The sequence below is a fragment of the Bacillus safensis FO-36b genome, from assembly GCF_000691165.1.
Lineage (GTDB): Bacteria > Bacillota > Bacilli > Bacillales > Bacillaceae > Bacillus > Bacillus safensis.
The window spans coordinates 45813-72164 of sequence record NZ_ASJD01000008.1; the positions used below are offsets into that span (position 1 = coordinate 45813).

At 38.4% G+C, this 26352-nt stretch carries 29 protein-coding genes; 9 read left to right on the forward strand and 20 right to left on the reverse strand.

What is annotated here, in order from left to right; all coding sequences use genetic code 11:
* Nucleotides 1–96: 96 nt before the first annotated feature.
* Nucleotides 97–519 carry an acyl-CoA thioesterase gene (locus BA81_RS15225; RefSeq protein ID WP_034283449.1) on the forward strand — a complete coding sequence of 141 codons (423 nt, stop codon included), beginning with the start codon at nt 97–99 and terminating at the stop codon, nt 517–519.
* 3 nt (nt 520–522) lie between these two features.
* Complete coding sequence (locus BA81_RS15230; RefSeq protein WP_034283451.1) at nt 523–834, forward strand: hypothetical protein; 312 nt, start codon at nt 523–525, stop codon at nt 832–834.
* Between the two features lie 39 nt (nt 835–873).
* On the opposite strand, the gene BA81_RS15235 is transcribed toward BA81_RS15230, so the two are convergent.
* On the reverse strand, nt 874–1161 hold the full coding sequence (locus BA81_RS15235; protein ID WP_024425145.1) for a HesB/YadR/YfhF family protein: 288 nt from the start codon (nt 1159–1161) through the stop codon (nt 874–876).
* A gap of 97 nt (nt 1162–1258) precedes the next feature.
* On the reverse strand, nt 1259–1840 hold the full coding sequence (plsY, locus tag BA81_RS15240) for a glycerol-3-phosphate 1-O-acyltransferase PlsY (RefSeq protein WP_024425146.1): 582 nt from the start codon (nt 1838–1840) through the stop codon (nt 1259–1261).
* 75 nt (nt 1841–1915) lie between these two features.
* Between plsY and BA81_RS20085 the strand changes: the two genes are divergently transcribed.
* The 4 genes from BA81_RS20085 to parC all read left to right on the forward strand — a co-directional run bounded on the left by BA81_RS20085 (nt 1916) and on the right by parC (nt 7234).
* Nucleotides 1916–2044 carry a hypothetical protein gene (locus tag BA81_RS20085; protein ID WP_257995200.1) on the forward strand — a complete coding sequence of 43 codons (129 nt, stop codon included), beginning with the start codon at nt 1916–1918 and terminating at the stop codon, nt 2042–2044.
* Nucleotides 1995–2408, forward strand: coding sequence for a CoA-binding protein (locus BA81_RS15245; protein WP_034283453.1), 414 nt, complete (start codon nt 1995–1997; stop codon nt 2406–2408). The genes BA81_RS20085 and BA81_RS15245 overlap by 50 nt, the downstream gene beginning before the upstream one ends.
* 417 nt (nt 2409–2825) lie before the next feature.
* Nucleotides 2826–4793: a DNA topoisomerase IV subunit B gene (parE, locus tag BA81_RS15250; protein WP_034283454.1), complete on the forward strand. Its 1968-nt coding sequence runs from the start codon at nt 2826–2828 to the stop codon at nt 4791–4793.
* A 2-nt stretch (nt 4794–4795) separates the two neighbouring features.
* Nucleotides 4796–7234 (forward strand): DNA topoisomerase IV subunit A, encoded by a 2439-nt coding sequence (gene parC / locus BA81_RS15255; protein ID WP_034283455.1) that lies wholly within the window; start codon nt 4796–4798, stop codon nt 7232–7234.
* A 53-nt stretch (nt 7235–7287) separates the two neighbouring features.
* Here parC and BA81_RS20090 read toward each other — a convergent pair whose 3' ends face one another.
* From BA81_RS20090 to BA81_RS15265, 3 genes are all read right to left on the reverse strand, one after another.
* The gene (locus tag BA81_RS20090; protein WP_255222231.1) at nt 7288–7413 is read right to left on the reverse strand and encodes a hypothetical protein; all 126 of its coding nucleotides are present in this window, start codon (nt 7411–7413) and stop codon (nt 7288–7290) included.
* A 43-nt stretch (nt 7414–7456) separates the two neighbouring features.
* Entirely contained in the window at nt 7457–7792 is a 336-nt protein-coding gene (locus tag BA81_RS15260) for a hypothetical protein (protein WP_034283456.1), read from the reverse strand.
* 194 nt (nt 7793–7986) lie between these two features.
* Nucleotides 7987–9159, reverse strand: a complete 1173-nt coding sequence (locus BA81_RS15265; RefSeq protein WP_034283457.1) for an MFS transporter — start codon at nt 9157–9159, stop codon at nt 7987–7989.
* A 225-nt stretch (nt 9160–9384) separates the two neighbouring features.
* Here BA81_RS15265 and BA81_RS15270 point away from each other — a divergent pair, with 225 nt between their 5' ends.
* On the forward strand, nt 9385–9954 hold the full coding sequence (locus tag BA81_RS15270; RefSeq protein WP_034283458.1) for a sugar O-acetyltransferase: 570 nt from the start codon (nt 9385–9387) through the stop codon (nt 9952–9954).
* 136 nt (nt 9955–10090) lie between these two features.
* On the opposite strand, the gene BA81_RS15275 is transcribed toward BA81_RS15270, so the two are convergent.
* The 4 genes from BA81_RS15275 to BA81_RS15290 form a co-directional block, all read right to left on the reverse strand.
* Nucleotides 10091–10525 (reverse strand): VOC family protein, encoded by a 435-nt coding sequence (locus tag BA81_RS15275; RefSeq protein WP_034283460.1) that lies wholly within the window; start codon nt 10523–10525, stop codon nt 10091–10093.
* 179 nt (nt 10526–10704) lie between these two features.
* Nucleotides 10705–11418: a DsbA family oxidoreductase gene (locus BA81_RS15280; RefSeq protein WP_034283462.1), complete on the reverse strand. Its 714-nt coding sequence runs from the start codon at nt 11416–11418 to the stop codon at nt 10705–10707.
* Nucleotides 11419–11507: 89 nt separating this feature from the next.
* The gene (locus BA81_RS15285) at nt 11508–12128 is read right to left on the reverse strand and encodes an FMN-dependent NADH-azoreductase (RefSeq protein WP_034283463.1); all 621 of its coding nucleotides are present in this window, start codon (nt 12126–12128) and stop codon (nt 11508–11510) included.
* Nucleotides 12129–12283: 155 nt separating this feature from the next.
* Nucleotides 12284–12928: an NAD(P)-dependent oxidoreductase gene (locus BA81_RS15290; protein WP_034283464.1), complete on the reverse strand. Its 645-nt coding sequence runs from the start codon at nt 12926–12928 to the stop codon at nt 12284–12286.
* Nucleotides 12929–13154: 226 nt separating this feature from the next.
* Here BA81_RS15290 and BA81_RS15295 point away from each other — a divergent pair, with 226 nt between their 5' ends.
* Nucleotides 13155–13742, forward strand: coding sequence for a TetR/AcrR family transcriptional regulator (locus tag BA81_RS15295; protein WP_034283465.1), 588 nt, complete (start codon nt 13155–13157; stop codon nt 13740–13742).
* Nucleotides 13743–14095: 353 nt separating this feature from the next.
* Here BA81_RS15295 and BA81_RS15300 read toward each other — a convergent pair whose 3' ends face one another.
* Nucleotides 14096–14677 carry an NAD(P)H-dependent oxidoreductase gene (locus BA81_RS15300; RefSeq protein WP_034283466.1) on the reverse strand — a complete coding sequence of 194 codons (582 nt, stop codon included), beginning with the start codon at nt 14675–14677 and terminating at the stop codon, nt 14096–14098.
* A gap of 122 nt (nt 14678–14799) precedes the next feature.
* Between BA81_RS15300 and BA81_RS15305 the strand changes: the two genes are divergently transcribed.
* Nucleotides 14800–15144, forward strand: a complete 345-nt coding sequence (locus tag BA81_RS15305; protein WP_034283468.1) for a winged helix-turn-helix transcriptional regulator — start codon at nt 14800–14802, stop codon at nt 15142–15144.
* 581 nt (nt 15145–15725) lie between these two features.
* On the opposite strand, the gene BA81_RS15315 is transcribed toward BA81_RS15305, so the two are convergent.
* The 10 genes from BA81_RS15315 to BA81_RS15360 form a co-directional block, all read right to left on the reverse strand.
* Nucleotides 15726–16376 carry a response regulator gene (locus BA81_RS15315; protein WP_034283472.1) on the reverse strand — a complete coding sequence of 217 codons (651 nt, stop codon included), beginning with the start codon at nt 16374–16376 and terminating at the stop codon, nt 15726–15728.
* A 5-nt stretch (nt 16377–16381) separates the two neighbouring features.
* A complete protein-coding gene (locus BA81_RS15320) occupies nt 16382–17566 on the reverse strand; it encodes a sensor histidine kinase (protein WP_034283474.1) in 1185 nt (394 codons plus the stop codon).
* Nucleotides 17567–17667: 101 nt separating this feature from the next.
* The gene (locus tag BA81_RS15325; RefSeq protein ID WP_034283477.1) at nt 17668–19830 is read right to left on the reverse strand and encodes an MMPL family transporter; all 2163 of its coding nucleotides are present in this window, start codon (nt 19828–19830) and stop codon (nt 17668–17670) included.
* A 181-nt stretch (nt 19831–20011) separates the two neighbouring features.
* On the reverse strand, nt 20012–20353 hold the full coding sequence (locus BA81_RS15330; protein WP_034283479.1) for a hypothetical protein: 342 nt from the start codon (nt 20351–20353) through the stop codon (nt 20012–20014).
* A gap of 28 nt (nt 20354–20381) precedes the next feature.
* Complete coding sequence (locus BA81_RS15335) at nt 20382–21485, reverse strand: threonine synthase (RefSeq protein ID WP_034283481.1); 1104 nt, start codon at nt 21483–21485, stop codon at nt 20382–20384.
* Nucleotides 21486–21557: 72 nt separating this feature from the next.
* Entirely contained in the window at nt 21558–21932 is a 375-nt protein-coding gene (locus BA81_RS15340; RefSeq protein ID WP_024427108.1) for a RidA family protein, read from the reverse strand.
* A complete protein-coding gene (locus BA81_RS15345) occupies nt 21929–22594 on the reverse strand; it encodes a helix-turn-helix transcriptional regulator (RefSeq protein WP_034283483.1) in 666 nt (221 codons plus the stop codon). The genes BA81_RS15340 and BA81_RS15345 overlap by 4 nt, the downstream gene beginning before the upstream one ends.
* A 588-nt stretch (nt 22595–23182) precedes the next feature.
* Nucleotides 23183–24049 (reverse strand): sugar phosphate isomerase/epimerase family protein, encoded by an 867-nt coding sequence (locus BA81_RS15350; RefSeq protein WP_034283486.1) that lies wholly within the window; start codon nt 24047–24049, stop codon nt 23183–23185.
* Nucleotides 24050–24081: 32 nt separating this feature from the next.
* On the reverse strand, nt 24082–25116 hold the full coding sequence (gene iolG / locus BA81_RS15355) for a bifunctional inositol 2-dehydrogenase/D-chiro-inositol 1-dehydrogenase (protein ID WP_024427111.1): 1035 nt from the start codon (nt 25114–25116) through the stop codon (nt 24082–24084).
* A 27-nt stretch (nt 25117–25143) separates the two neighbouring features.
* Entirely contained in the window at nt 25144–26334 is a 1191-nt protein-coding gene (locus tag BA81_RS15360; protein WP_024427112.1) for an MFS transporter, read from the reverse strand.
* Nucleotides 26335–26352: the final 18 nt, after the last annotated feature.

The window sequence follows — 26352 nt, forward strand, 5'->3', positions numbered from 1 at the left end:
CTGGTTTATTTTATTGCCTCTTTTTAGAAGAACCATTTGGAATGTGGTAAAATGGCAGAGACAGACCTTAGGTTTTGATAGGAGAGCGATGAAAACGTGTATATATCCAAAAAAGAAATAGAAGTCCGTTATGCAGAAACAGATCAAATGGGCATCGTGTATCATGCCAATTATTTAATTTGGATGGAAGTTGGCAGAACAGCATTGATAAAAGAATTAGGTTTTTCCTATGCACAGCTAGAAGCAGACGGCGCTCTTGCACCTGTTATAGACTTGCAGGTTCAATATAAAAAACCATTGCTGTATGGTGAAACAGCAACCGTTCATACATGGATTGAAGAATATAATGGGGTCAAAACGGTGTATGGCTATGAAATTCAAAAACCTGATGGACAAACAGCGATTACAGGGACAACCTCACATATTTGTGTCGATAAAGACACCTTTAGACCTATTCAATTTAGAAAAGCCTTTCCTGCCTGGCATAAAGTATATGAACAGTCGAAGAAGCAGGTTTAATTTATGGCTTTTGGTATTAAACGAAGCGATTTAAATGCTTGGAAAACAGCTGTCCAGCAAGGAAAAGTTGCTTTTTTAACACACTACTGGCTTGATGACCGTTTTCCAAATGCCAATACTGTCACAAAAGCAGCCTGTCAGGATATGAAGCGGTTAGTTGAGTGGGGAGAAAGACATGGACTAAAAAAAGAATGGATTCATGACCGCGAAGGGTTTCCTCATTTTGACTTAATCGGTGAGCCGCAAAAAAGAATTCTGCAAAAGGAACGATCTTTAGGAAACATTCAGGAGTATGGGCTGTATATTGAAGTGTAAAACAAAAAAGATACCCGAGGGATGAGGTATCTTTTTTGTTTATTCATAATGAAATTCTGGTTCTTTCACGGACTCGTTATAATCAATATGCAGATCATGGTTGTCAAAGTACCAAATATCACTTTCCTCAATAAAGAAAGTAATACCTTCTATTTCAGCGGTTGCGCCGGCATTTTGAGGTTCATCTTTTGCGACGCCTAGAGAAAAGCCTTTTTGTACATTACTGCACCCGCCATATCTCACAAAAAAGCGAACTTGATCACCTTTTTCTAAATCTAATTCATCCTTGTACCAATTGAGTGCATCTTCTTTTATCGTTAATTTCAATGTGATCGCCCCTTTTTGAAGTCATGCTGTTTTTAAAATGCAGGATGCAAAAACAGCTTTTCTTTACTTTTACCACATATTTAAATGGATGAAACGGCTAGAGCCATTTGATTTTCGGTTCAGTTTTGTTGAGAATTCGTTTGAGGTTGGCGATGTGTCTGTAGATCACAAAGCCAGCAAGAACGGCAACAACAATGATTAAGAATAGGTCTTTGGTGAATATGCTGTAAATGAATGTATAGATCCCGGTCAGCATAGATGATAGTGAAACATATTTACTAATGTATAAAAATAAGAAAAAAGCAGCGATCATCGTGATAAATAGGAATGGGGCATAAAATAGCAGCACACCGCCTGATGTAGCGACTGCTTTTCCCCCTTTAAATTTTGCAAAGACAGGAAAGCTGTGACCGATAACAGCAGCAACTCCTGCTAATAAGGGATGGATGTCCAGCTGCATGAAAAACGGTAGAGCTGAAGCAAGCGTCCCTTTTAGGATATCAGCAGTAATCACAATAGACCCTGCTTTTACGCCAAGTGTACGAAATGCATTCGTCGCACCTAGGTTTCCGCTGCCATGTTCACGGATATCGATTCCCTTTGCAGCTTTCCCGACAATGAGACCGGATGGAATACTGCCGAGAAGATAAGCCAAAATAAACATCAAAGCAATTAACATCTGCATAACTCCTTTATATTCTCCCTCTTGTCTTACATTTTAACATGATCTTGTGAAAAACATGGGGAACTTTTTTTGAAAAAATCGAAAGCAGATGGATTCAGCTTTGTTTTTAAGCAGAAATTCGCTAAAATAGAGGAAAAGGAGTGTCTTGATGAACAATCCTACGAAAGAAGAAATTGGCCGTATATTAAAGAGCAGTAAACGAATTGCTGTTGTTGGTTTATCAGATCAGCCGCACCGGACGTCTTATATGGTGTCTAAAGCGATGCAGGATGCCGGGTATGAGATCATTCCAGTGAATCCAACGATTGATGAAGCTCTCGGTGTGAAAGCAGTCGCTTCTTTAAAAGACATAAAAGAGCCTGTTGATATCGTCAATGTTTTCAGACGTTCAGAGTTTTTGCCAGAGGTGGCAGAAGAGTTTCTCGAAATAGACGCACCTGTTTTTTGGGCGCAGCAAGGCATATATCACGAAGAAGCGAAAAGGCTGATTGAGGAAAATGGCAAGGTCGCCATCATGGATTTATGTATCAAGGTGGCTCATGCGATGACAAAAACTCATTAAATCGTCAAAAATCCTTGGTTTTTCAAGGATTTTTGCTTTTTTGTTGAAGAAATATATTTGCGATTCTGAAAGAAAGCGATAAAATAAGGCGACAGGGACATATCGGCGGCCTTGCATATCGAGAAAAAGAGCGATAAGATAAATATAGAACATTTGTTCTGTTTTGCTAAAACCATCATATGATTGCATTTGGCTTATGAAACAGTCTTGTTTATAATGGACTTCTAGTTCTGATTGCAGAATGTAGAATGATTCTCATAGCTGTGCAAAAGAGCATGTATTGGTGAATTACACATGCATGATGATGATGCAGCTTATTAAAGTGGACAGTAATGAGCAGCATGATCATCATTAAAATCTAGAGAGATCATTTGATGATTAGCCGGTTATGTTTGTTAGTGAAAGGGGATTAAGCATTTGGTTAAAAAGCAGCAAGTAGATTATAACGATGATTCTATTCAGGTGCTAGAGGGGCTTGAAGCGGTCCGTAAACGTCCAGGGATGTATATTGGATCTACGGATTCGCGCGGTCTTCATCACCTTGTCTATGAGATTGTAGACAACTCTGTTGATGAAGTGCTCGCTGGCCATGGAGATCATATCATTGTCAAAATACATAAAGATAACAGCATTTCCGTCCAAGATAAAGGGCGTGGAATGCCTACTGGTATGCATAAGCTTGGAAAACCGACACCTGAGATCATTTTAACGGTCCTGCACGCAGGCGGAAAATTTGGTCAAGGCGGATATAAAACAAGTGGTGGCCTTCACGGAGTTGGGGCATCTGTTGTGAACGCGCTGTCAGAATGGCTCACTGTCACAATTGAACGTGACGGATTTATTTATCATCAGCGCTTTGAAAACGGCGGTAAACCTGTCACATCACTTGAAAAAGTCGGAAAATCGAAAAAAACGGGAACACTGATTCATTTTAAGCCGGACCCTACCATGTTCAGTGTTACGACTTATAATTTCGATACATTATCAGAGCGTTTAAGAGAATCTGCCTTTTTATTAAAAGGATTAAAAATAGAGCTGATCGATGAACGGCATGATGTACAGGAGACCTTTTATTATGAGACAGGCATTGAAGCCTTTGTTGCTTATTTAAATGAAGAAAAAGATGTTCTAAGTGAAGTCGTCTCGTTTGAAGGAGAGCATCAGTCCATCGAAGTAGATTTTGCTTTTCAATTTAATGATGGCTATTCGGAAAATATCCTTTCATTCGTTAATAACGTCAGAACAAAAGATGGCGGTACACATGAGTCTGGTGCCAAAACGGCCATGACGAGAGCCTTTAACGAATATGCTCGCAAAGTCGCTCTTTTAAAAGAAAAAGACAAAAATTTAGAAGGCACTGATATTCGCGAAGGACTGTCTGCTATTATTTCTGTCAGAATTCCTGAAGAGCTGCTTCAATTTGAAGGGCAGACAAAAGGAAAGCTTGGGACAAGTGAGGCACGTTCAGCTGTTGATGCTGTTATTTCTGAAAAACTTGCGTATTTCCTTGAAGAAAACCGGGAAACAGCCACTCTTCTTGTGAAAAAAGCGATTAAAGCGCAGCAGGCAAGAGAGGCTGCTAGAAGAGCACGTGAAGAAGCGAGGAGCGGCAAGAAACGGAAAAAGTCTGAAGCAACACTGAGCGGAAAATTAACACCTGCTCAATCTAGAAACCCAGCAAGAAACGAACTATATCTAGTAGAGGGTGACTCTGCGGGCGGGTCAGCAAAACAGGGGCGCGACCGTAAATTCCAGGCGGTACTGCCGCTGCGCGGAAAGGTCATCAATACAGAAAAAGCAAAGCTTGCTGATATTTTCAAAAACGAAGAAATCAACACCATTATTCATGCAATTGGTGGAGGCGTCGGTGTCGATTTTAATGTAGAAGACATCAATTATGACAAAATCGTGATCATGACAGATGCGGATACGGATGGAGCGCATATTCAAGTACTTCTCTTAACATTCTTCTACCGCTATATGAAGCCGCTGATTGAGCATGGCAAAGTGTTTATTGCACTCCCGCCTTTATATAAAGTCAGCAAAGGCTCAGGGAAAAAAGAGATTATTGAGTACGCATGGTCTGATGAAGAAATGGATGACGTACTGAAGAAAGTTGGAAAAGGGTACACGATTCAGCGCTACAAAGGGTTAGGTGAAATGAATGCCGACCAGCTATGGGAAACGACAATGAATCCAGAATCGAGAACACTTGTCAGGGTCAAAATTGATGATGCTGCACGTGTGGAACGCCGCGTCACAACTCTAATGGGTGACAAAGTAGAACCACGCCGTAAATGGATTGAAAAGAATGTCGCCTTTGGACTTGATGAGGAAAGCAACATTCTTGAAAATGAAAACTTGTCGCTAGCTGAGGAGGTTTAAACATGGCACAACAAGAACGATTTCATGATTTACCATTAGAAGAAGTAATCGGTGACCGCTTTGGCCGCTATAGTAAATATATTATCCAAGACCGTGCGCTTCCAGATGCACGTGATGGACTAAAACCTGTACAACGAAGAATTTTATATGCGATGTATGCAGAAGGAAATACGCAGGATAAAAACTTCCGTAAAGCCGCTAAAACAGTCGGTAACGTGATTGGTAACTATCACCCGCACGGAGACTCATCTGTTTATGAAGCGATGGTAAGAATGAGTCAGGAGTGGAAAGTACGGAATGTACTGATTGAGATGCACGGGAATAACGGGAGTATCGATGGAGATCCGCCTGCTGCCATGCGTTATACGGAAGCAAGGCTGTCTGCTATTGCTTCAGAGCTTTTAAAGGACTTAGACAAGGAAACGGTCGAATTTGTCGCAAACTTTGATGATACAAGTAAAGAGCCCGTTGTATTACCAGCGATGTTCCCAAACCTTCTCGTGAATGGATCAACAGGGATTTCAGCAGGTTATGCCACTGATATCCCTCCGCATCACTTGGGAGAAGTTATTGATGGCGTTATTAAACGAATCGAACAGCCGCATTGTACGGTTGAGGATTTAATGACGGTCATCAAAGGGCCAGATTTCCCAACAGGCGGTATCATTCAAGGTGTAGACGGTATTAAGAAGGCGTATGAAACAGGAAAAGGAAAGATTATGATTCGAGGCAAAGCGGAGATTGAAACCATCCGCGGCGGACGCCAGCAAATCGTGATCACAGAAATTCCTTACGAAGTGAATAAGGCGAACCTTGTCAAAAAGATGGACGAGTTCCGAATTGAAAGAAAAGTAGAAGGCATTTCAGAGGTCCGAGATGAGACAGACCGTACTGGGCTTCGAATCGTAGTAGAGCTGAAAAAAGAAGCAGATGCAAATGGCGTGCTGAATTTCTTATATAAAAACTCAGATCTGCAAATCCCATATAACTTTAATATGGTAGCGATACATAATCGAAGACCGACCTTAATGACGCTGACAACTATACTAGATGCATATATTGCCCATCAAAAAGAAGTGGTGACAAACCGTTCAGCGTACGAGCTTCGAAAAGCGAAGGAACGCCACCATATTGTCGACGGTTTAATTAAGGCACTTTCCATCTTAGATGAAGTCATTGCCACAATCCGCTCCTCTAATGATAAGCGTGATGCAAAGAACAACTTGATGGCGAAATATGACTTTACAGAAGCACAATCAGAAGCGATTGTTTCACTCCAGTTATATCGTTTAACGAATACAGATATTACGCAATTAAGAGACGAAGCAAGAGAGCTAGATGTGCGGATAGCAGAGCTTGAAGACATTTTAGCGAACGAGAAAAAGCTGCTGAAGGTCATTACAAACAGCCTGAAAAAGCTCAAAAAGACATATGCTGATGAGAGAAGATCCGTTATTGAGGAAAAAATCGAAGAAATTAAGATTAACCTTGAAGTGATGATCGCATCAGAGGATGTTTATGTGACAGTCACGAAGGATGGTTACATCAAGCGAACAAGCCAGCGCTCCTATGCTGCCTCTAACGGTAAGGACTTTGGCATGAAGGATACTGACCGTTTGATTCATCAGTTTGAAATGAATACAACGGATGTTCTTCTGCTGTTTACGAATAAAGGAAGCTACATTTATTGTCCTGTTCATCAGCTGCCAGATATACGCTGGAAAGACATGGGGCAGCATATTACGAATATCATTTCGATTGATCGCGAGGAATCAATCCAAAAAGCCATTCCAATAAAAGAATTTGATGAAACATCATATCTTTTATTCTTTACGAAAGGTGGAATGGTGAAGAAAACAGAGCTTCTTCAATATAAAGCGCAGCGTTATTCGAAACCGCTTGTCGCCTTGAACCTAAAAGGTGACGATGAACTCGTCGATGTTCATGTCACAACAGGACAGCAGGAATTGTTTATTGCAACGAAAAATGGTTACGGTTTGTGGTTTGATGAAGAAGAAGTAAGTGTTGTTGGACCGAGAGCGGCCGGCGTCAAAGGAATCAATTTGAAGGAAGGGGACGAGGTAGTCTCTGGCCAGATCATCGATCCGAAAAACGATGTCCTTGTGCTCACGACACAAAGAGGGGCTGTAAAGCGAATGAACCTCTCTGAGTTTGATAAAACATCAAGAGCGAAACGCGGGGTTCTTATGCTGAGAGAATTAAAGAAAAACCCGCACCGTATTGTGGCTGTGATCGCTGCATCTCTGCACGATACACTTGAAATAGATACAGAAAAGGGTACAACGATTCCGCTTGAAATCTCTACTCTAAGAGCAAATGACCGTTATAGCAATGGATCGTTTATTGTAGATGAGGAAGAGCAGGGAGAAGTGACTCATGTCCTTCTGACGCCTGAACGTGTGCCAGATGACAATAAATAAGCAAACGAAAACCCCCTGCCAGTCGCAGGGGGTTTCTTTTATATACGGGTCTTTTAGCTCTCGTGGTTGCCAAACATGCTTGAAATGGCGTGCACTACTTCAATTCCTTGGTAGACGAAAAGAGAAAGTGAAGTGACAGAGAATAGACCTAGAATGAAAATTCTTAAGAAAAATAACATCGTGTAAAACCTCCCAATTTTTGTTTTGATTTAGATGGTTGGGTTAAACACGAGCTAGTCGGAAATAAGAAGATTGGTAGAACACTGCAAGTAAATGCTTCTTTTTCCGGTCAAATCGATCAGTATGAGTGATGCGTGCAAATCCAGCTGTCATACTGCCAATAATCAGCAGTGCTGTAAATGCGGCAAATACTGCGCTCACATGTTTTTGTTTCTTTTCATCGCCCATTGTCTGAACGATTTTCATTTCATGTGATTCTTGATCGGCAACCACCTTTGCATGATGGTATACCTGAACGGAATGAGGCATTGAGAACAAATGAAAACTTGCAAGTGCTATGCATAAAACACCTAATTTTAATAGCATATTTTTTTTCATTTTTCTCACCCCTTCCTGGTTATTTTCATGATCTTACCACGTTTTCAGTTATTTGAAAAGTCTTATTTTTTTACTTTCCCTCTTTAAAAAAGCGATAAACATCAGGACATCTATAGGACTGTTTCACTTCATGAAAGGTTTCAATTTTATTTTTTAAATTTAAAAAAAGTGCCATGATCATGGATCAGACACTTTTAGTGAGCTTGTAATGAATGCGGTTTTGCTACAGCTTTAGTAAAGATTCCTGCAATACATATGGCAAATAGAACAAAGATAAAGGCATGAAGCAGTCCTACTTGATTGGCAAGCAGCCCTAATATAGGAGGACCGGAAAGGGAGGCTGTGTAACCAGATAAGGTCACAATACTGACGCGTTTGACAGCGTACCTGCTATCATCGCCAGCTGCAGAAATGGTCAGCGGAAAGCCTAAAGATGCGCCAAGTCCCCATAAAAAGATCGATATCATACATACAACAAGTGAAATTTTTAAAATGACTAAAAATAGGCCGGCAGCTGCTGATAAAATCGCAACTCTTAGCAATAACACTCTGCCAAAGCGATCGATCAAACGTCCGCTGATCAGTCTGCCGCTAATCATGCCGCACAAAAACAAAGCATAGATGACTGTACTCATGGAATGTGAAACTTGGTAGCCATCTACCATTGCAAGTGGAATCCAATCATTGGCCGAGCCTTCGACAAACGCAAGACATAAGGCGATCATCGCAAGAGATATCGTTCGTTTGTTCAGCCATGCCGTTTGACTAGACTCAACTGTATCGGGCAGCTTCTCATGCTGATCCTTTCCTGTCCCATGCGGAATAAACCGTGTACAAATCAATATGCTGAGGAACAGCAGAAGGGCAATAGCGAGAAGGTGTATCAATACAGAGATGCCTAGATGGATAAAAAGAATACCAGCACCTGCTCCAATTAAAGTCCCAATACTAAAGGAAGCGTGCAATATAGGCAGAATGGTTTTCTTGATGCTGTATTCAATCTCTGTTCCTTCTAAGTTCATCGCTACATTACACATGCCAGAGCCTGCGCCAAAAAGAAAAAGACCAGAAGTGACGACAAAGATAGAAGAGAGTGTTGAACCAATGGCAAGAGTAGTAAATCCAAGGAACATCAAAAAAGCACTGATCACAATCGCCACTCGGCCGCCTTTTTTGCGGACGAATACATTTGAAAGAACAAGCCCAACAATTGAACCAACGGATAAACCAAGTAAAATAAGACCCATTGTTCCTGTGTTTGCTTGTAATAAATCTCTCACTTCCGGTGTCCGTGAAAACCATGTAGAAATGGAGATTCCAGACATCGTAAAGATCACAATAATTGCTTTATACCACTTTAATTCCATCAAATCCCTCACATTTAAAGATATATATGTTATTGAACAAATCTACTCGATTATAAATGAGACTTGCTGATTCGTAAATAACTTGCTGGAGGAACAAGGTCAATTCTAGTCAAAAGAAATCATTCCTTCCCAATTCTTATGATGAGAAGGTAAAATAAACATAAAGGGGGCGGTAGGATGTAATCATATCGCATCGGTATAAATAGAAGGGAGGAGGAGATCAACATGAAAAGTGAAAAGGAAAAAATGATCCAAGGAGAACATTATGTATCTAGTGACCAAACACTGATCGCAGATCGTGAAAGAGCCAGACAATTGACATACGCATATCAGCAAACCAATCAGCAAAGAAAAAGAACATCCATTTTAAAGGAATTATTAGGCGCTTGCGGAAATGATGTCGTTTTTGAAGGAAGACTGCAGTGCGATTACGGATACAATATCGAGATTGGTGAGCATTTTTTTGCAAATTTTGATGCAGTATTTTTAGACGTTTGCAAAATTACCATTGGACATCACTGTTTATTAGGTCCGAATGTACATATTTATACGGCTGGACACCCGCTTGATCCGATAGAACGTGCAAAGGGCATTGAATTCGGCAAACCAGTCACCATTGGAAACCATGTATGGATTGGCGGCGGTGCTATTATTAATCCAGGTGTCACAATTGGTGACAATGCTGTCATTGCATCTGGTGCCGTTGTGACAAAAAGTGTTCCAGCAAACGTGGTGGTTGGCGGAAATCCTGCGAAAATCATTAAATATCTTGATGAATCAAAATCTGGCGAATAAACGGCAGATTTTGATTTTTTCTATTTTGTCTCAATAAGATAAGTATACTTAATTATGAGACAAGAGAAATTCGTTTAATGGATAACTTCCTAGAATATATATTATGTAAACTAGGAAATGAGAATACATATTAGCGTCATTCCATTATTTGAATCTCCATCCCCCATGATGTTGTGATATAGAAAAATCCAAGAGGGCTCAGCTCTCTAACTTTAACATCAGACTGTTCTGCAAAATATTTCAAAGCCTCTTCTATATTGGTCACTGTAATAGCTAAATGAGCTACACCGATATCACTCGGTTTTAGGTCAACATTCTGTTGATCTGGCGTCGACCATTGGACCAGTTCGATCTTTCTACCGCCGTATTGCAAAAATGCCGCCCCTTCTACAACTGAATGATCGTGAACCCCAAAGTATCTTTTAAAACTATCGTCTTCAAAGTGCATCCGTCCTGGCCGGAACAAGACTTCAAAACCCAAAATATTAGTGAAGAATTCAACTGCTGCTTCGATATCGGGTACTACAAATCCTGAATGCTCTATTGTGCCTTGAAAAATTGTATTTTTCATATCGCTAAACCCCTTTGATTTTTTTGGAAGTAAACGATTAATTATAAAGTAGTATTTAATGCAGCTATATAACACAAGCACCGATGATGTTGGCACTACTACAAGATTTAGAACAACAATACCTGAGCCTTGAGATACTATATTATTTTTTTGTAATTTCTATCTTTTTTGATTATCCATTAAAATTTACATGTTCCATCTGAACAATAATCATCGAGCAACGACTCTAATTTATGCTCTTCAACCTTAGCATTCGCGTACTCTTCTTTCCAAACCTGTTGTAATGTTTCTAAAAATACTTCGCTAGGTTGTGCTCCTGAGATGACATATTTATCATTCACTACGTAAAAGGGAACGCCCTGAATCCCAATTTTTGATCCCTCGGCTCTATCAGCTGCAATATTCTCGCTATATTTATCATTTGCTAAAACATCCAAAGCTTCGTTGCCATCAAGACCTATTTCACTTGTAAGTTGAGCAAGTGTTGCGTGATCACCGATATCTAGTGAATCCGTGAAATGAGCTTTCAAAATACGCTCCATAAACTCCCGTATCTTCCCTTTCTCTTTTGCATAATAAGAAAGACGAAGTGCATCATATGAATTCGTGGGAATCATTGTATCAAATTGATAATCTAATCCAACATCTTTTGCTTTCTGTTTCAATTGATTGTTCAGTACTTTTGCTTTTTCATATGGGACACCATGCTTGGAGGATAATACTTGATGGATATCCATTCCTGTATTTTTTTTCGCATATGGATCTAATTGAAAATGACGAAATAAGACTTCTACCTCTTCTTTATGTTCAAACTGTTCTAACCCTATTTCAAATTGACGTTTGCCAATATAACAAAACGGACAAACAAAATCAGACCAAATTTCTACTTTCATCATATGTTCCCCCTTTATGATTTTGATGAATGTGCGAGGGGGATTATGTTAATAAACATCTTTTTAACGAATCCCACCAAAGCTCTTTTTTAAAAAGTTCGTGCTGCCGCTTTTGCCTTTTCAATTGCTGCAGCAACAACTTCTTCTTTCTTAGTTGGATCATAGTCAATACCTTCAACAAAAATCGTTGGTTCCACTTCAATTCCAACAAACTTTAGCGCACCTCTCACGTAAGAATCGGAATGTTCCATTCCAATTGCCTGCGAATAAAATCCTCCCATTCCATGAATATGGACTGCTTTTTTTCCTTTGATCAATCCTTCTGGACCTTCTGCTGTATATTTAAACGTTTTTCCAGCACTCATGATTGTATCAAAATAGGCTTTTAATAATGGTTGGATTCCTAAATTCCACATTGAAGACTGAATGATGTATTTATCTGCTTCCATAAATTGCTTTGTGAATGCATTCACTGCTTCTATTTTTTGTGCTTCAACATCTGTTAGCGCTTCGCCACTTCTTAACTTCTTTTGTCCAGTTAAAAAATCAGCATCAATTAATGGAACATTTGCATAATAGACATCTACTTCTATTATTTCATCCGTTGGATTTACTTCCTTATATTCATTGATAAATGCTCTAGCAACTTGCGTACTTCTTGATTGTTCCTCACTTTGGGGTGTTCCTTTAACAAATAATACTTTTGACATGATTATTGTCTCCTCTATGATTTTGATGAATGTTTTTTATGCCTAAACATTTTTTGAATACTTATAAAAAGAATTTACATGTTTCATCTAAACAATATTTTCGGTATGATTCCTATAATTTTTGCTGAATCAACACCCTCACACAAAAAGCTGAATTAATGATTATAGACAATGGGCATTTTTCCGATTAATTGGCTTTGCCTAGCGGCGTCATACATGAGTTTAGCGACATTTTCCCTTGATACGGACATTTTAGCTGGCTGATCGCCGAATGAATAACCGTAAGATTGCCCTTTGTATTTGATATTAGGATTAATGATTCGAACGACTGTCCAATCCAGGTTTGATTGTTTAATCAGTTCTCCTATCTTCTTCATTTCGGCATAACCATTTGGCATGAAAAGTTTAGGCAGTATTCTCGGCAGTATCGTCGATAAGCTTTTCTTATCGTCTTCAGATTGCAAGGCTGGCGTCGCGAGTGTAATCAATCTTTTTTTGGTGAACTTCTTCATCGCTTTGACAATCCGGTTATGTCCGTCGGCAATCGGTGTGCCTTTTCGTTTTCGCGACAAATCAATCCCGGGGCCTAAGGTGCTTATCACGACATCAGCTTCTGAAACTGCCGTTTCAATAGCTGAAGTGTTCGTTAGTTCCCCCGTTACAATGCGTAAATTCGAATGCTTTTGCTTGATTTTCTCAGGGTTTCTAACATATACCGTAACGAAATCTCCGTTTTCTAATGCAAACTGTGTTAAAAGTTGACCGATTGCACCAGTTGCCCCAAAAATAGTGATGTTCATGGTCTTCTATCTCCTTTTGTTATTCTGAATGATCACAATTAATTCCTTGATCAAAACTTTTTCGTAATAACATGTGTTATTTAAGCAACGCGCGTTGTATAATTTGATAATAAGATGAAAAAGAATAATAAACAATAACCAAAATAGCCAATATGTTGTTTACGCAACACTTCTATTGTATTGTCGTTTTTAAACACCATATGAACCCTTAAAAGGAGAAGAAAAAATGATTATGCCAAAAAAAGATCCAAGAACACTTCGTACAAGACAATTGATTGTAGACTCTTTTCTTTCGTTAGCTAGTGAAAAAGATTTCAACAATATAACGGTACGTGATATCACAGAAAAGGCTACTATTAACCGCGCTACATTTTATGCGCACTTTGACGATAAATTTGATTTATTACATTCTACAATCACCAATACATTTACAGACAAATTGAAAAAAAGACTAAATGATCACGATGGATTCAATGAAAAAGTCATTGCAAATATTTTTCTAGCCATGTGTGATCACCATAAAGAGCTAAGCGAATTATGTCCTAAAGGTTATCATTCTTTAGGAACGATTATAGAAAGTAAAATTAAAGAGGAGTTACAGAAGCTCATAGCTGATCTTGTGCTAAAAGGAACTGAAAATACGATTGAATTAGAGGATAAACAATTGATAACAATCCTATCTACTATGCTAAGTTGGGGGATATACGGAGCTGCATACACATGGAATAAGGATGGTAGACCTATTTCATCAGAAGAGCTAGTGACTAAGACCCTGCCTATCTTTAAAAATGGTATGAGTAAGTATTTTCTTTAATGAATATCAATTATTTTCAGCCATTTTAAAGTAGCCTTTATTAATTACGCAACAAATCGTTATTAGAATAAAACAGTTGCTGTAATTGGCAGTGGGCATTCTTTAGCTGCCGGTTATGAGCAGGCTCGATTTGTTTTTGCTTAAAGGACTGGTGATTAAGAGTCTGCTGAACGTATAGAACTTAAGTTACAAAGCTTTACCTTCTTGTACAGGTCTATCCTTTTGTTTGTCTAAATCTCACCTCTTTTAAATTTCAAAAACTTCTACGACCTTCTCAATAAATTAAATCGGTCGTAGAGGTTGGGCCTTTTTGGGCTTCCTTGATTTGTTACCGAATTTGTTGGTACTGTAAATCAAATATTCTGGGATATTTCTTTTAAAAATTGCTTTCTCTTTTCATCTGTTGTTAAGTTAACTCCCGAAAAATGAATCCATTTCGTGGATTCATTTTTAATTCCCAAGTCAGCAAGAGTTCTGTTAATAAAAACGCTTTGAATCGCATTCCCGCCTTCAGATTCTATATAATCCTTATCTGTTGTAGATGTTGAGATCACGGTTGTTTTTTTAATATGTGTCAATAAACCTTTTAAAGCCCCAGTGTTTTTATCTTCCAAGAATGCGAAACCTCTTAACATGACTTTATCAATAAATCCTTTTAAAATTGCAGGTAAATCCCACCACCAGACAGGAAATATAAATATTAATTCAGTTGACTGACTTAATTTCTTTTGATAATCCTTAACTAATTGATAAGGCGTTTCTCCTTTATGAAAATACTTCAATTCCTCAGCTGAAAAAACGGGATTGAACCCATCTTTATATAAATCGATCACTTGAAATGGTTCTCTCTTTGTTTCTAGATTTTCTGTAATGGAAGTCAAAATGGCATGATTATAGCTTCCGTCCCAAGGATGTGCATAGACAATTGTTTTCATGATTCATTCACCCTTTTTATTATTTTTCATCATATTTTGATGTACATTCATTTTATTGTATGCTATAACGTACTACAAGTACGGTAATTAAAGTGCGATACTAACCTAAAGGAGAGTGTAAAATGACCGAAGAATCCTTTACAGCTCATGTTGATCTAAAAGAAACTGGATTTGGGTACACTTTATCATTAATTGGTGGGAAATATAAGATGACGGTACTGTATGCTTTATATGCAAACAATGCTCCTATTCGCTATAATCAGTTGAAGCGATTGCTTGGGGCAATCTCTTTTAAAACATTAACCAATACACTAAAAGAACTTGAAGCAGATCAGTTAATTAATCGTAAAGAATATCCTCAAGTGCCTCCAAAAGTAGAATATAGTTTATCGGAAAAGGGATTATCATTGATCCCTGTATTAGATGCGATTTGTTATTGGGGGGAAGAACAAATGAAAATGAAATAGTTAGGCTGGCAAATCTTTCTCCTCAAACACATCCTTTTTAATTTTAAGTTCATTTCTCTCAAAACGTGCTATATCTTTCCTCGTTCCGATGACAATTTGAGCTATCCGTTTGACCAAATCTCTTTCTGGTTCCATAACAGAGGCTGAAGTTTTTGTGTTGCAATTGATGAGCACAAAAAAAGAGCCTTTGCTGGCTCCTTATTGTTAATCATATAAAGTTGATCTTAAGACTTTGAAAAGCCTGTTCTCCATGTGGGATATTTAAGAATCCACCCAATTTCGTTCTTGGCTTTGTGGTTCGAGGCCCCTCTCTCCCAAGAGTTTGTTCCTGATTGAGTGTGAGGATACGATAAACCAGTTTTTGTCTTGAAGGGTGCCTTTTAAGAAGCTGCTGCACAACGGTACCACTTGGAATTTGTATCAATGCGAACAAAGAAGGACATTTTGTCCTTCCTTTCTTGTACCTGCTTGAGGTTATGTTTTGCAGATCAATATATAGCTCATTCGGGTAAATCCTTATTGCACTTTCACAATCTTATACTTATTCGACTTCCCCTATGCCCCTATGAAGAGAATGAAATCTAAAAATGAATGATTCCTAATTCTATTGATGTTTTAATTGCTTCAGCTCTTGATGTCACATTTAGTTTTTGATAAATGTTTGTTAAATGTGCTTTTACAGTTCTTTCAGAAATTCCCATATCGAATGCAATTTCCTTACTCCGGAACCCTCTAGCTACTGCTTGCAAAACGAGCATCTCTTTTTCGGTAAGCGAGTGGTTGTCTGTTTTCAATTTTTCTTGAGGTTCTTTGTGTGCGGTTGATTCAAACACCTTTGAGGCCACATTTGATTGAAGTAAAATGTCTCCTCTGATGGCTGCTTCAATTGTATTAAATAAGTTTTCTCTGCTGGTATCCTTTAAGAGGTAGCCTTTTGCACCAAGCTGTAACCCTTGAATCATTAAGTTCTCTTCATTATAAGTAGTCAGAATGAGTACGGGAACTTTTATTTGAAGAGACTGCATTTCTCTAAGCATATCAAGCCCGCTCATCATAGGCATGTTGAGGTCAAGTAATACAAGGTCTGGGGATTTTTCTTTTATGACATCTAACCCCTTTCCTCCATCTTCTGCTTCTCCAACAACTTCAAATCTTTCGTCTGTTTCAAGAATTAATTTTAATCCTTCTCTCACAACATAATGATCATCCACAATCACAATTCGATAAGACACTGTATTTACTCCTTTTTCAAAGGTATGTTTACTATTACTTGTGTACCTTCATTTTTTTTACTTTTCAAATGGATCTCTCCACCAAGCAGCCGGACACGTTCTGACATACCAATGATGCCGTAATGTCCAAAAGTGGATTCTCGTTTTTTCTCATCAAACCCCACTCCATTGTCTGCTATTTCCAAATGGATGTGATCACCTTGTTGTACGATCACTAACTCGACATGGCTTGCTTTGGCATGTTTTGAAACATTCGTTAAGCATTCTTTTATTATGTAAACAGTATGTTCAATAAAAAAAGGCGACATATTCTGAAGTACAGAGATCTTTGTGCGAATTGGGATATTCGTTGCTGTCGTAAATCGATTTACTTCATTTTTTACTGTTTCGGTTAAATCGTATTGATCATGACGATCCTTCCGAAGATCATCAATCACCATCCGTGCCTCACCTAGTGTTTTTCGCGCTTGGCTCATTGAGCCCTTGATAATGCTTTGAGCACGCTGGGTATTTTGATTCTCTAAATGTGCTTGAACAGCTTCCAATTGCATAATAATGCCTGCAAGCCCTTGTGCAAGGGTATCATGTAAATCTCTAGCCATTCTTTGACGCTCATTAGCAAGGGTTAACTCTTCCACCTGCTGATGTGCGAGTTCGAGTTCCTTTAGAAACGTTTGAGTTCGAATTCTAGCCTTTACTTGTCTAAAAAATAAGATAGAGTATGCAACGACCACAATAAGGATAAGAAATAAAATCGGAATGTAGACAGTCAGATCATCTGTATCATTAGCCAAAATAAGAGCTAGAAAAAAAAGCACATAAAAACAAAGTCCTGTCAAAATAATCTTTAATGTATGATAGTATACACCGATGCTCTGAGCAATTAATACCGGTAAAAGACCAATTAAAATAACAGGAGAGGCAGCTGGCATAGCTAAAACACAAAGTAGAATAACGATTCCTTGTATGAAGAAATAAATCCAAGGCTTCTTCTGGAACCAATAAAAAGACCACCAATGAAAAATGAGATGTATTGCAAAAAGGCCAGAAAAAAACAAACTTGAAAGCGATAGAGATACTGTTAAAAACTGAAAAATCATCGCTGCAACATACACAAGAATACCCCATAATAACGTGGGAATTCGGGAATAGATCATTTCATTAAATGGGTCTATCCGTTTCTTATCCATAAACGTTCACCTTCCAAACCCCATCATAACACGAAAAATACCGCCCGCCTTTGAAAGAGGCAATGGCGGTATTAGAATTTTAACATTTAAAGAAGAATAAATTATATAATCTTCTTTTCTTTTTGGGCAATTGACTCTCCTTCAATATCAATATGCGGAAGCAATCGTGCCAGCCATTTAGGTAAGTACCAATTTGCACGCCCTAATAGCATCATACAAGCGGGGATAAAGGTCATTCTAATAACAAATGCATCGAATAAAACCCCAAATGCCAATGTTAATCCCATTGTTTTAATAATCAAGTCTTGAGCAAAAATAAAGCTTGCGAAAACGAAAATCATAATTAAGCCTGCTGCAGTTACAACCCTGCCACTATGCTGTAATCCAGAAATAACAGATTTCTTTGCATCCTGAGATAGAAGAAATTCTTCCCTCATTCTACTAACTAAAAATACTTCATAATCCATTGCAAGACCAAATAATATTCCTGTTACTAGTACAGGCATAAAGTTCAACAGAGGACCTGCTGCAGGTATTCCAAACAATGGGGCAAGATGTCCATCCTGTAAAACAAAGACAGCAAAACCTAATGTAGCAGTTAATGTCATTAAAAACCCTAGTACAGCCTTTAATGGAACAAGGAATGATCTAAATACAAGAATCATTAACACAAAAGCAAATCCAATAATGACTCCTGCAAATTTTGGCAATGCTTGACTGAGTCTATCTGAAATATCTATATTCACGGCAGTAGAACCAGTCACAAGAAACTTTGTGTCAGTCACACTCGATTCATTTCGAATGTCTTTTACTAATTGCTTCGTTTCTTTATCCTCCGGACCACTTCTAGGTAAGATTGTTAACATTGCGTACTCACCCGATTGATCAGGGATCGCCGGCGTGATTTGTTTGATACCATCCATTTTTTCTAACAATTTTGATGATTCCTCGATGGACTTGGACTTCCTCGTTTCATCTGCTTGAGAGGCATCTATGATGACAACAAGTGGTCCATTAAACCCCTTGCCAAATCCTTCTGCTAAAAGATCGTATCCTTTACGTTCAGTTGTTTCTTTGCCTTTCATACCGTTATCCGGAAGGCCAAGCTCCATATGAAGTGCTGGCCAGCTTACCAATCCTGTCAATAAAATGACACCTAGCATTATTTTACCCGGATGCTTTTGAATAAATCTTCCCCAGCCCATTGTTTTTTTCTCTTTTTTTGGCTGTAATTTAGAAAATAACTTATTTTGTCTGGAAGGACTCACCTTATCTCCAAGAAGCCCTAGTATAGCTGGAACAATCGTCAGAGAAACAAGCATAACAGATAGTACCATAAAGGCTCCCACAAGGCCCATGATACCTAGAAACGGTATGTCAACTAATACAAGTCCACATAATGCAACAATAACAGTGACGCCCGCAAATAATACAGCACTTCCTGCGGTACCCACTGCTCTAGCAGCAGCCTCATTCAAATTGTAGCCTTCTGCTAACAGCTGTCGATATCTTGAAATGATAAACAGTGCATAATCAATTCCTACTGCAAGACCAATCATCACCGCTAATGTGAGACTAAATGCAGACATTTCTACAAAGTTTGAGGTGATTAAAATGACCATAACACCTATGACTAACCCGATCACAGCCGTCAATATTGGTAATCCTGCGACCAAAAGTGAAGCAAATGTAAAGACTAAAATCAAGAAGGCGAAGACAATCCCTATGATTTCAGAAATCCCACCTACTTCAATTTCAGAGAATGTGACGGAGCCGCCTAATTCCGTTTGGATGCCGGCATCTCTTGAAATCTTTATGCTATTTAATACTTTCTCTTTTGAGGATTCCTTTACCTTATCCGCTTTCACTCGATACGTAATATCCGCATATCCTATCTTCTTATCTTTACTTATCGTAAAGTTTTGATATAAATCGGTCACCTGCTTAACTGCTTTATCCTTTTTAATTTCTTTCATCGTCTCATTTATTTTATGTTTTACTTTCTTTGCTTCTAATGTTTCATCCTTAGGTGCTTTAAATATCAGACGAATCGTTCCCCCATCATCACCTGCTGGGAACTTCTTTTCCAAGAGATCCATCGCCTTTTCAGATTTTGTTCCTGGAATCGACATATCTCCATTAAATGAAACGCCTGTCCCTATTGTTGCTGCAACTACAGCTACTAAAATAAGTAACCAACCGATTAACATTCGTTTAGGCTTCATAAAAGCAAAGTTTCCTAAGTTATATAAAAATTTAGCCATTCACTTACTCCTTTTTCATCGAATTCATGATATTCACCTCTTTATTCTACGCAATGAAATAGTGAAGTAAAATTGTACTTTTGGGCAAAAGGGATTGTACATTCAGGCAAGAAAAAGAGCATCTCTCTTGAGATACCCTTCATATATATTGAAGATCTGCCATATGACAACATATCTTCTTTTATATAAATCCCAATATCTCATTTTGTTGATGCGCTAGTTCCATTCCCTCTGCTAGATAGAGAGCGTTCAATTTATCTATATCATCATCTGGCCAATGGCGGATCAGTTGACGCAATCTAGCTGCAACGGTCTGACAAACATCTGGTGATAAGTAACGATCAGAATCGGGCTGTTCCAGCAATGGGATGATGTCATCTTGGTAGTTTTTAAAGGGTATTTCCCCACCAAACCCCTCCATATCATCTAAATTCATACCAAAACAAGCAGCTAACCTTTTTCTAAAACCATGGAAGTCACTGTATGACCAATATGCTTCGCAATGAGTAAAATCCAAACCCATGAAACATTCCTCCGATTTCAAGTTTGGGTTATTTTGATTTAATTCCTGCACCACAAAGAGGTATGACGATTGTTTCTTTTGATTTCTTTTTATATTTCATGTAGCCAGCAAAATTGACTGCAGATGTCACTTCCACATAAAATCCTTTCTCACTTAGCTTAGAGCGTGCATTCAATATCTCTTCTTCTTCAATATCTATAAATGTGCCATTGGTATTTTGTACAGCTTCTAGAATTTGTTTGGAGCGCGCCGGGGCAGCAATGGCTATCCCTTCTGCCAAGGTTCCTGTATTCGTAACAGGCGATGCTGATTCTTTCGCATTTTGATAAGCTTTCACAAGAGGTGCACAGTTTTTCGCTTGTATGGCAATGATTTTCGGTATTTGATGAATCAAACCATTTTCAAATAACTCTTTAAAACCATAATACGCACCTAGGAGGAGAGTACCATTTCCAACCGGAATGATTATAGCATCAGGTGCTCCTTTTATTTGTTCATAAATTTCATAGGCGTATGTTTTTGTTCCTTCAAAAAAATAAGGTTGATACACATGGCTTGCATAAAAAACGTTTTCGTCGCCTACTGCTTTTTGGGCCGCGGCTGCAATATCCTCTCGTGTACCGCGAATTTCTTTAATCGTTGCTCCATGGGCTTTTATTTGAGCGACCTTTTTAGGTGAAGTTTCATCGCTTAGATAGATGTCACATGCAATCTCGCAGCGAGCTGCATAAGCGGCAATCGCCGTTCCTGCATTCCCGCTGCTATCCGCAATGACTTTTGATACCCCTAATTCCTTTGCTTTTGTCATTAAAACAGCAGCTCCTCGATCTTTAAAGGATAGCGTAGGCATCATATAATCAACTTTTACATAAGTGTTTGGCTCATTAGGATCTAAAACGATTAACGGAGTTTGACCTTCACCCATTGTCACAGATTCCCAAGTCTTAGAATCTTTTGAAAATGGCATGGTTTCAACATAACGCCATAAGGAGTTTGGGTAGTGATTCCAAGCCTCTATATCTATTTTAGGGGTATCTTTCACCAGATTTAATACGCCGTTACAATCACATTTCCATAAAGTTGGTGTCATCTCATACTTTTTGCCGCACTGGTTACAAATCAATTGATCCATCAATCATCAGCCCCTTTGAATAATTTTTTATATGAAATATATTTTTTTATATAACATGGGCAAAAAAATATTCTAAATATAAGAAATCGCATCAATTTCAATTTTGAAACCAAAATGTAATTCATTCGTTGGTACAACAGTACGTGCTGGTTGATGTTCCCCGAAAAATTCAGTATAAACCGCATCTACTTTGTCCCATAGTTCAATATCCGAAATGTATAATGTCATACGCAAAATCTTTTCTTTTTTACTTCCGGCTGCTTCTACAATCATCTCCACATTCTTAAGCGCTTGTAATGTCTCTTCTTCAATGGGGCCGAATTCTTTTTCTCTCGTTTCGGGATTGATGGCAAATTGTCCTGAAACGTAGACCGTGTTTTGATGAATGGTTGCGAATGCATAGTGTCCGTTGGATTTTAGATTCCCTACCTCAAGGATACTTTTCATTTCGTTTCCCCTTCATTCGATTTATGTTTGATTTCATCCAAATAGCTATAGACGGTGACTTTAGAAATACCTAACATAGATGCGACCTTCTCAACCGAACCTTTCATTAAAAAGATTCCCTTTTCATCCATGAACCTTATTAATTCAATTTTTTCATGACGTTTCATAACTGGGTGGACACTGTTTTGAATGATCTGTTGAATCAATTGATCTACTATTCCTTCCACATTTTCAAGTTCATCATTTGATGTTGATTCATTTTCTTGAACTTCAACTTTTGTAGAAAGAAGAGTATCCATAAATTGCTGCATTTGATTCAATGCTTCAACATCAAAATTGATACAGAATGCTCCAACCACCTTTTTCTTAGAATCACGAATTAATGAAGTCGAAGAACGAATGGTACGGTTGTCTTCTGTTTTAAATGTATACCCAGCAAGATAATCTTCTTTAAAATCTCCGGATTGTAAAACAGTCTTTACCAAATGATCAAATGATTGACCGATTTTTCTTCCCGTCACATGATGATTGACTGTAAACATGACAGATGCTTGAGGGTTCGTTAAATCATGAATCACTACTTCACAATTTGGTCCAAACATTTTTGCCGTAGATTTTGCTAAAGGAATATAGCTCTCTAATAAATTCTTCGTATTTTCCATGCCTAAGCACCTCATTTATTTATTCCACTAGATTATATAATTTTTTATATATAAAAACAATATATAGATTTTTTTATATATGTTGAAAAGGTTGAGAAAATGTAAAAAAAGCAGCCATTGACTGCTTTTTGCTCGTGCTCCTTTCTAATTGATTTCTTGCTGGATTCCATACAAAATGACTTCAATTCCCCACCTGAACCGTTCCATTGATACGGTATCACCTGCAAACATTTCTTCTTTTACGCTATGGATGAAAGAAATGCCGTCATCGTATGCATCTCCTCTTCTTTATGGTGCAAATTGATACAAGTAATTTATAGTAATTCATTTAATCATCTCCTTTTTCAATTATAAACAAGCAAAGCAATCGGGAAGCCCGGCTGCTTAACCTCTCACTTTTTATGATAAAAGACTTTTGTGTTATTCGATTTGACAAATCCATTGGAACTTTTCTCAAGGTCGAATGGCGCCATCGCGACCGTGGTGTTAAAGACACATTTGCATCGAGCACAAGCACTGAAAATATGCAATCGACACATATGAAAAACCAGCGTTCCCTTATTTGAGAATAAACGCTGGTTTTTTTTATTATTTGATGTTTAATCCTTCTTTAATGGACTTTAACGTGATTTCATTCGACCATTCTGGGCGATCAGAATATGCAAAGACTGCATTTGTAACGATTCCATCGAATTTCATTTCGCGTAATTTCCGGTAAAGTGCTTCAAAATTAATTTCTCCTTCACCAGGATTCAAGTGCTGGTGAACGGTTACATTGGCATCTGGTGGATTCACGATATAACGTAGCCCGTAAGCTGCTTTATGATTTAGTGTATCTGCGATTAATACATGTGCAAGCAGATCTCCTGCCTCATCAAGGTGCTTCTCTACATCACCAATCCCATCGTCATAGAAGAACGCATGGGGAACAGAATACACAAGTTTGATCCATTCTTTATCTAGTGCACGAATCATGCGGATCGCTTCAATGTTCAACTCTATAAAGTCATGTGGATGTGACTGAAGGTTTAGCTTAATCCCTTCTTTTTCAAAGATTGGCATCAGTTCGTCCATTGATCTGACAAATGCTGCTTCACTTTCTAAAGGGCGTGTTTTGTCTCCACTAAATTCACTGTTCATGAGATCAACACCAAGTTCTGATGTGATCTCAATACATCTTTTCCAGTTTCTCACTGCCGCTTGCCGCTCTTGCTCATTTGGTGAAGACCATTGTTGAACAGGAAGTACAGAAGAAATTTTTACACCTGCATCACGACAATATCTCTTTAAGTCTCTGATCAAATGTTTATCAACTTTTGGATATTCATAAAACCAAATGAAATCTTTACGCGGGGACAGCTCTACATATTCATAGCCGAGTCTTGCAACGTTATCAATTGTATCTTTTAAATTTGTATGATCACGGTAATGAGACGGGTCGTATGCTAAAATCATGTTCAATCTCCCTTTCTTTTTCAGCTAAGTATTTATTTTTGGACGGTTGTTAATGCTTGATCATAAAATGCTGGGCGGTCATCAAGGTGAATCGGAGTGACTTCACCAGATACTTTCGCTTCTAAACATGCATCAGATGTGACTGCTGCGACATAACCATCCCATGCTGTTGGACCATTGACTTCACCTTTTAATGTAGAATCAATCCAATCTTGTAGTTCAGCATCATACGCGCTTTTAAAACGAGCTTGCCAGTCTACTAAAATATCTTTTGAATGTTTTGCATCAGTACGCAAAACAACCGTAGCAGGCTCAGGAAGACTGGCAATTCCTTTTTCTCCAACGACTTGGCACTGAATATCATATCCATACTCACAATTGACAAAAATTTCTCCACTAATGAGTGCCCCACGTTTTGTTTTCATCAAGACTATGATTGGATCTTGAAGGTGATCGGCTGCTTGACTTGTTTTCTTTGGTGCAATTGTTTGTACTGACACATAGTCGTCGTTTAGTAACCAGCGGTGAATATCAATTTCGTGGATAAATGTATCGACAATTGACATATCACCAGTATAAGTTTCAGGTACTGTTGGGTTTCTATGTGCAGAATGAATGATTAATGGTTCACCAACAGTTCCTTGATCAAGAGTTGCTTTCAATGCTAGATAGCTTGGGTCATAACGGCGCATGTATCCAACCTGCACGAATAACTTCCCTGCTTCGATTTCAGCATTCACAATGCGCTTACACCCTTCTGCTGTTGTCGCAAGTGGTTTTTCGCAGAAAACAGGTTTTCCTGCTTGTATCGCAGCTAATACAAACTCTTCATGTGTTGGTCCCCAAGAAGTGACGATAATCGCATCAACATCATCAGCTTGAATGAGTTGATGGCCATCGTTGTAGACTGTTGCATCTAAATGTAATGCGTTTACAATCGCTTGGGCTTGCGCTTGATTCACATCTGTTACTGCCACAATTTTTCCTTTTGACAATGTATTTGTGATTCTTTTCATATGTTCTTGACCAATTGCTCCAGTACCAATAACACCAATTCTTAATTTCATTTGAGAGTCCCCCTGAATGAAAGCGCTTTATGTATGGCGCTTAATCGTGTGTGTATCATGATTTTGTATCTTTTCAAAAGTCTTTGTCATAATAAGTCCGACTGCACATACCCCTAAGATGGCTTCAAAATAAAATCCAAATGCGATGCCAAATACATGATTGACCATTCCTGCAATAAACGGACCACCGAAAATACCAAGTGCATATAATGCTTGATATGCACCCATGGCAGTCGCTCTAAAACTTTGTGACACAGATTCAATGGCCATTCCTAGAAGTATTGGAAAAATAAAACCTAATGCAAGTCCACCTACTCCTTGGTTGATATAAAAGATGACCTTTTGTTGAATAAAAGGAATCATAAAGATCGAAAATGAGGCAACCGTAAATGAACCGATTAAGATGTTTCTTTTATTCGCCTCCTTAAGCAGTCTCGCAAGTAATAAAGGTGCTAAGGTGTGCGGCATCATAAAAGAACAGACAACGTAAAAAAGTTCACTTTGTTTCATGCCGATGGTGAGTGCATACGTTGATGTAAATCCAAACATCGTCGTAAAAATCATACTGTGCGCTAAAATAGACAACAGTGAAATCTTTAGTAACGCTGGTTCTTTCGCGACTTTAATGAGTTGCTTCATTTTCAATTGGGTCTTGTTTTCTGTTTTTTGTTCGAGAATAAAAAGTGATAAAACAAGACCAATCAAGCCGATGAAGGATCCAATCCAAAACGGTGCTTTCCATCCAAAGATATCGACGATATAACCACTAAAGCTCATACCTAACAACTGCGCGAGGACAACGATAAATGAAATGTAATTCATTGCCTTCTGTGATTCATTTTCTTTGAAATAATTCGCATACATTATTGTGAAGGCAACCCATGTTGCTGCTGCTAAGCCAGCAAGACACCTCGCAATAAGCCCCCATATGAAGGCGTCCGTTAAGGCAAATAAAAGACAGCTACAAGTGGCCGTCATCATGCCGAAGACAATAAACGGTTTTCTCATGTTTAAGAAGTCGGAAAAGATCCCCACAGGTAGCCTGCAAAAAAGCTGCATGAGCCCGTAACTACTTAACACGATACCAATAAAGGTATAGTGTCCACCAAGTGTTTTTAAATAAGGTGATAAAATCGGGACATAGAGAAACTGTGTAAACCAAAAGAAAAATGAAATGATAGAAAATAGGACTTTGTCTTTCGCGATGACCACATCCATTTATTTGGCAGGCTGTGA

What these genes read in the sequence shown, in the direction of transcription:
- plsY (WP_024425146.1), bottom strand. Translation starts at nt 1,840, where the DNA reads ATGTTAATTGCTTTGATGTTTATTTTGGCTTATCTTCTCGGCAGTATT.
- BA81_RS15305 (WP_034283468.1), top strand. Translation starts at nt 14,800, where the DNA reads ATGACCGAAGAATCCTTTACAGCTCATGTTGATCTAAAAGAAACTGGA.
- BA81_RS15270 (WP_034283458.1), top strand. Translation starts at nt 9,385, where the DNA reads ATGAAAAGTGAAAAGGAAAAAATGATCCAAGGAGAACATTATGTATCT.
- BA81_RS15320 (WP_034283474.1), bottom strand. Translation starts at nt 17,566, where the DNA reads ATGGATAAGAAACGGATAGACCCATTTAATGAAATGATCTATTCCCGA.
- BA81_RS15230 (WP_034283451.1), top strand. Translation starts at nt 523, where the DNA reads ATGGCTTTTGGTATTAAACGAAGCGATTTAAATGCTTGGAAAACAGCT.
- BA81_RS15345 (WP_034283483.1), bottom strand. Translation starts at nt 22,594, where the DNA reads ATGGAAAATACGAAGAATTTATTAGAGAGCTATATTCCTTTAGCAAAA.
- BA81_RS15330 (WP_034283479.1), bottom strand. Translation starts at nt 20,353, where the DNA reads ATGGGTTTGGATTTTACTCATTGCGAAGCATATTGGTCATACAGTGAC.
- BA81_RS15360 (WP_024427112.1), bottom strand. Translation starts at nt 26,334, where the DNA reads ATGGATGTGGTCATCGCGAAAGACAAAGTCCTATTTTCTATCATTTCA.
- BA81_RS15335 (WP_034283481.1), bottom strand. Translation starts at nt 21,485, where the DNA reads ATGGATCAATTGATTTGTAACCAGTGCGGCAAAAAGTATGAGATGACA.
- BA81_RS15245 (WP_034283453.1), top strand. Translation starts at nt 1,995, where the DNA reads ATGAACAATCCTACGAAAGAAGAAATTGGCCGTATATTAAAGAGCAGT.
- BA81_RS15260 (WP_034283456.1), bottom strand. Translation starts at nt 7,792, where the DNA reads ATGAAAAAAAATATGCTATTAAAATTAGGTGTTTTATGCATAGCACTT.
- BA81_RS15285 (WP_034283463.1), bottom strand. Translation starts at nt 12,128, where the DNA reads ATGTCAAAAGTATTATTTGTTAAAGGAACACCCCAAAGTGAGGAACAA.
- parC (WP_034283455.1), top strand. Translation starts at nt 4,796, where the DNA reads ATGGCACAACAAGAACGATTTCATGATTTACCATTAGAAGAAGTAATC.
- BA81_RS15275 (WP_034283460.1), bottom strand. Translation starts at nt 10,525, where the DNA reads ATGAAAAATACAATTTTTCAAGGCACAATAGAGCATTCAGGATTTGTA.
- BA81_RS15350 (WP_034283486.1), bottom strand. Translation starts at nt 24,049, where the DNA reads ATGATTTTAGCATACGACCCGTCTCATTACCGTGATCATACAAATTTA.
- BA81_RS15295 (WP_034283465.1), top strand. Translation starts at nt 13,155, where the DNA reads ATGATTATGCCAAAAAAAGATCCAAGAACACTTCGTACAAGACAATTG.
- BA81_RS15290 (WP_034283464.1), bottom strand. Translation starts at nt 12,928, where the DNA reads ATGAACATCACTATTTTTGGGGCAACTGGTGCAATCGGTCAACTTTTA.
- BA81_RS15340 (WP_024427108.1), bottom strand. Translation starts at nt 21,932, where the DNA reads ATGAAAAGTATCCTTGAGGTAGGGAATCTAAAATCCAACGGACACTAT.
- BA81_RS15280 (WP_034283462.1), bottom strand. Translation starts at nt 11,418, where the DNA reads ATGAAAGTAGAAATTTGGTCTGATTTTGTTTGTCCGTTTTGTTATATT.
- BA81_RS15325 (WP_034283477.1), bottom strand. Translation starts at nt 19,830, where the DNA reads ATGGCTAAATTTTTATATAACTTAGGAAACTTTGCTTTTATGAAGCCT.
- BA81_RS15300 (WP_034283466.1), bottom strand. Translation starts at nt 14,677, where the DNA reads ATGAAAACAATTGTCTATGCACATCCTTGGGACGGAAGCTATAATCAT.
- BA81_RS20090 (WP_255222231.1), bottom strand. Translation starts at nt 7,413, where the DNA reads ATGTTATTTTTCTTAAGAATTTTCATTCTAGGTCTATTCTCTGTCACT.
- iolG (WP_024427111.1), bottom strand. Translation starts at nt 25,116, where the DNA reads ATGAAATTAAGAATTGGTGTTATTGGTACTGGAGCAATTGGTCAAGAA.
- BA81_RS15265 (WP_034283457.1), bottom strand. Translation starts at nt 9,159, where the DNA reads ATGGAATTAAAGTGGTATAAAGCAATTATTGTGATCTTTACGATGTCT.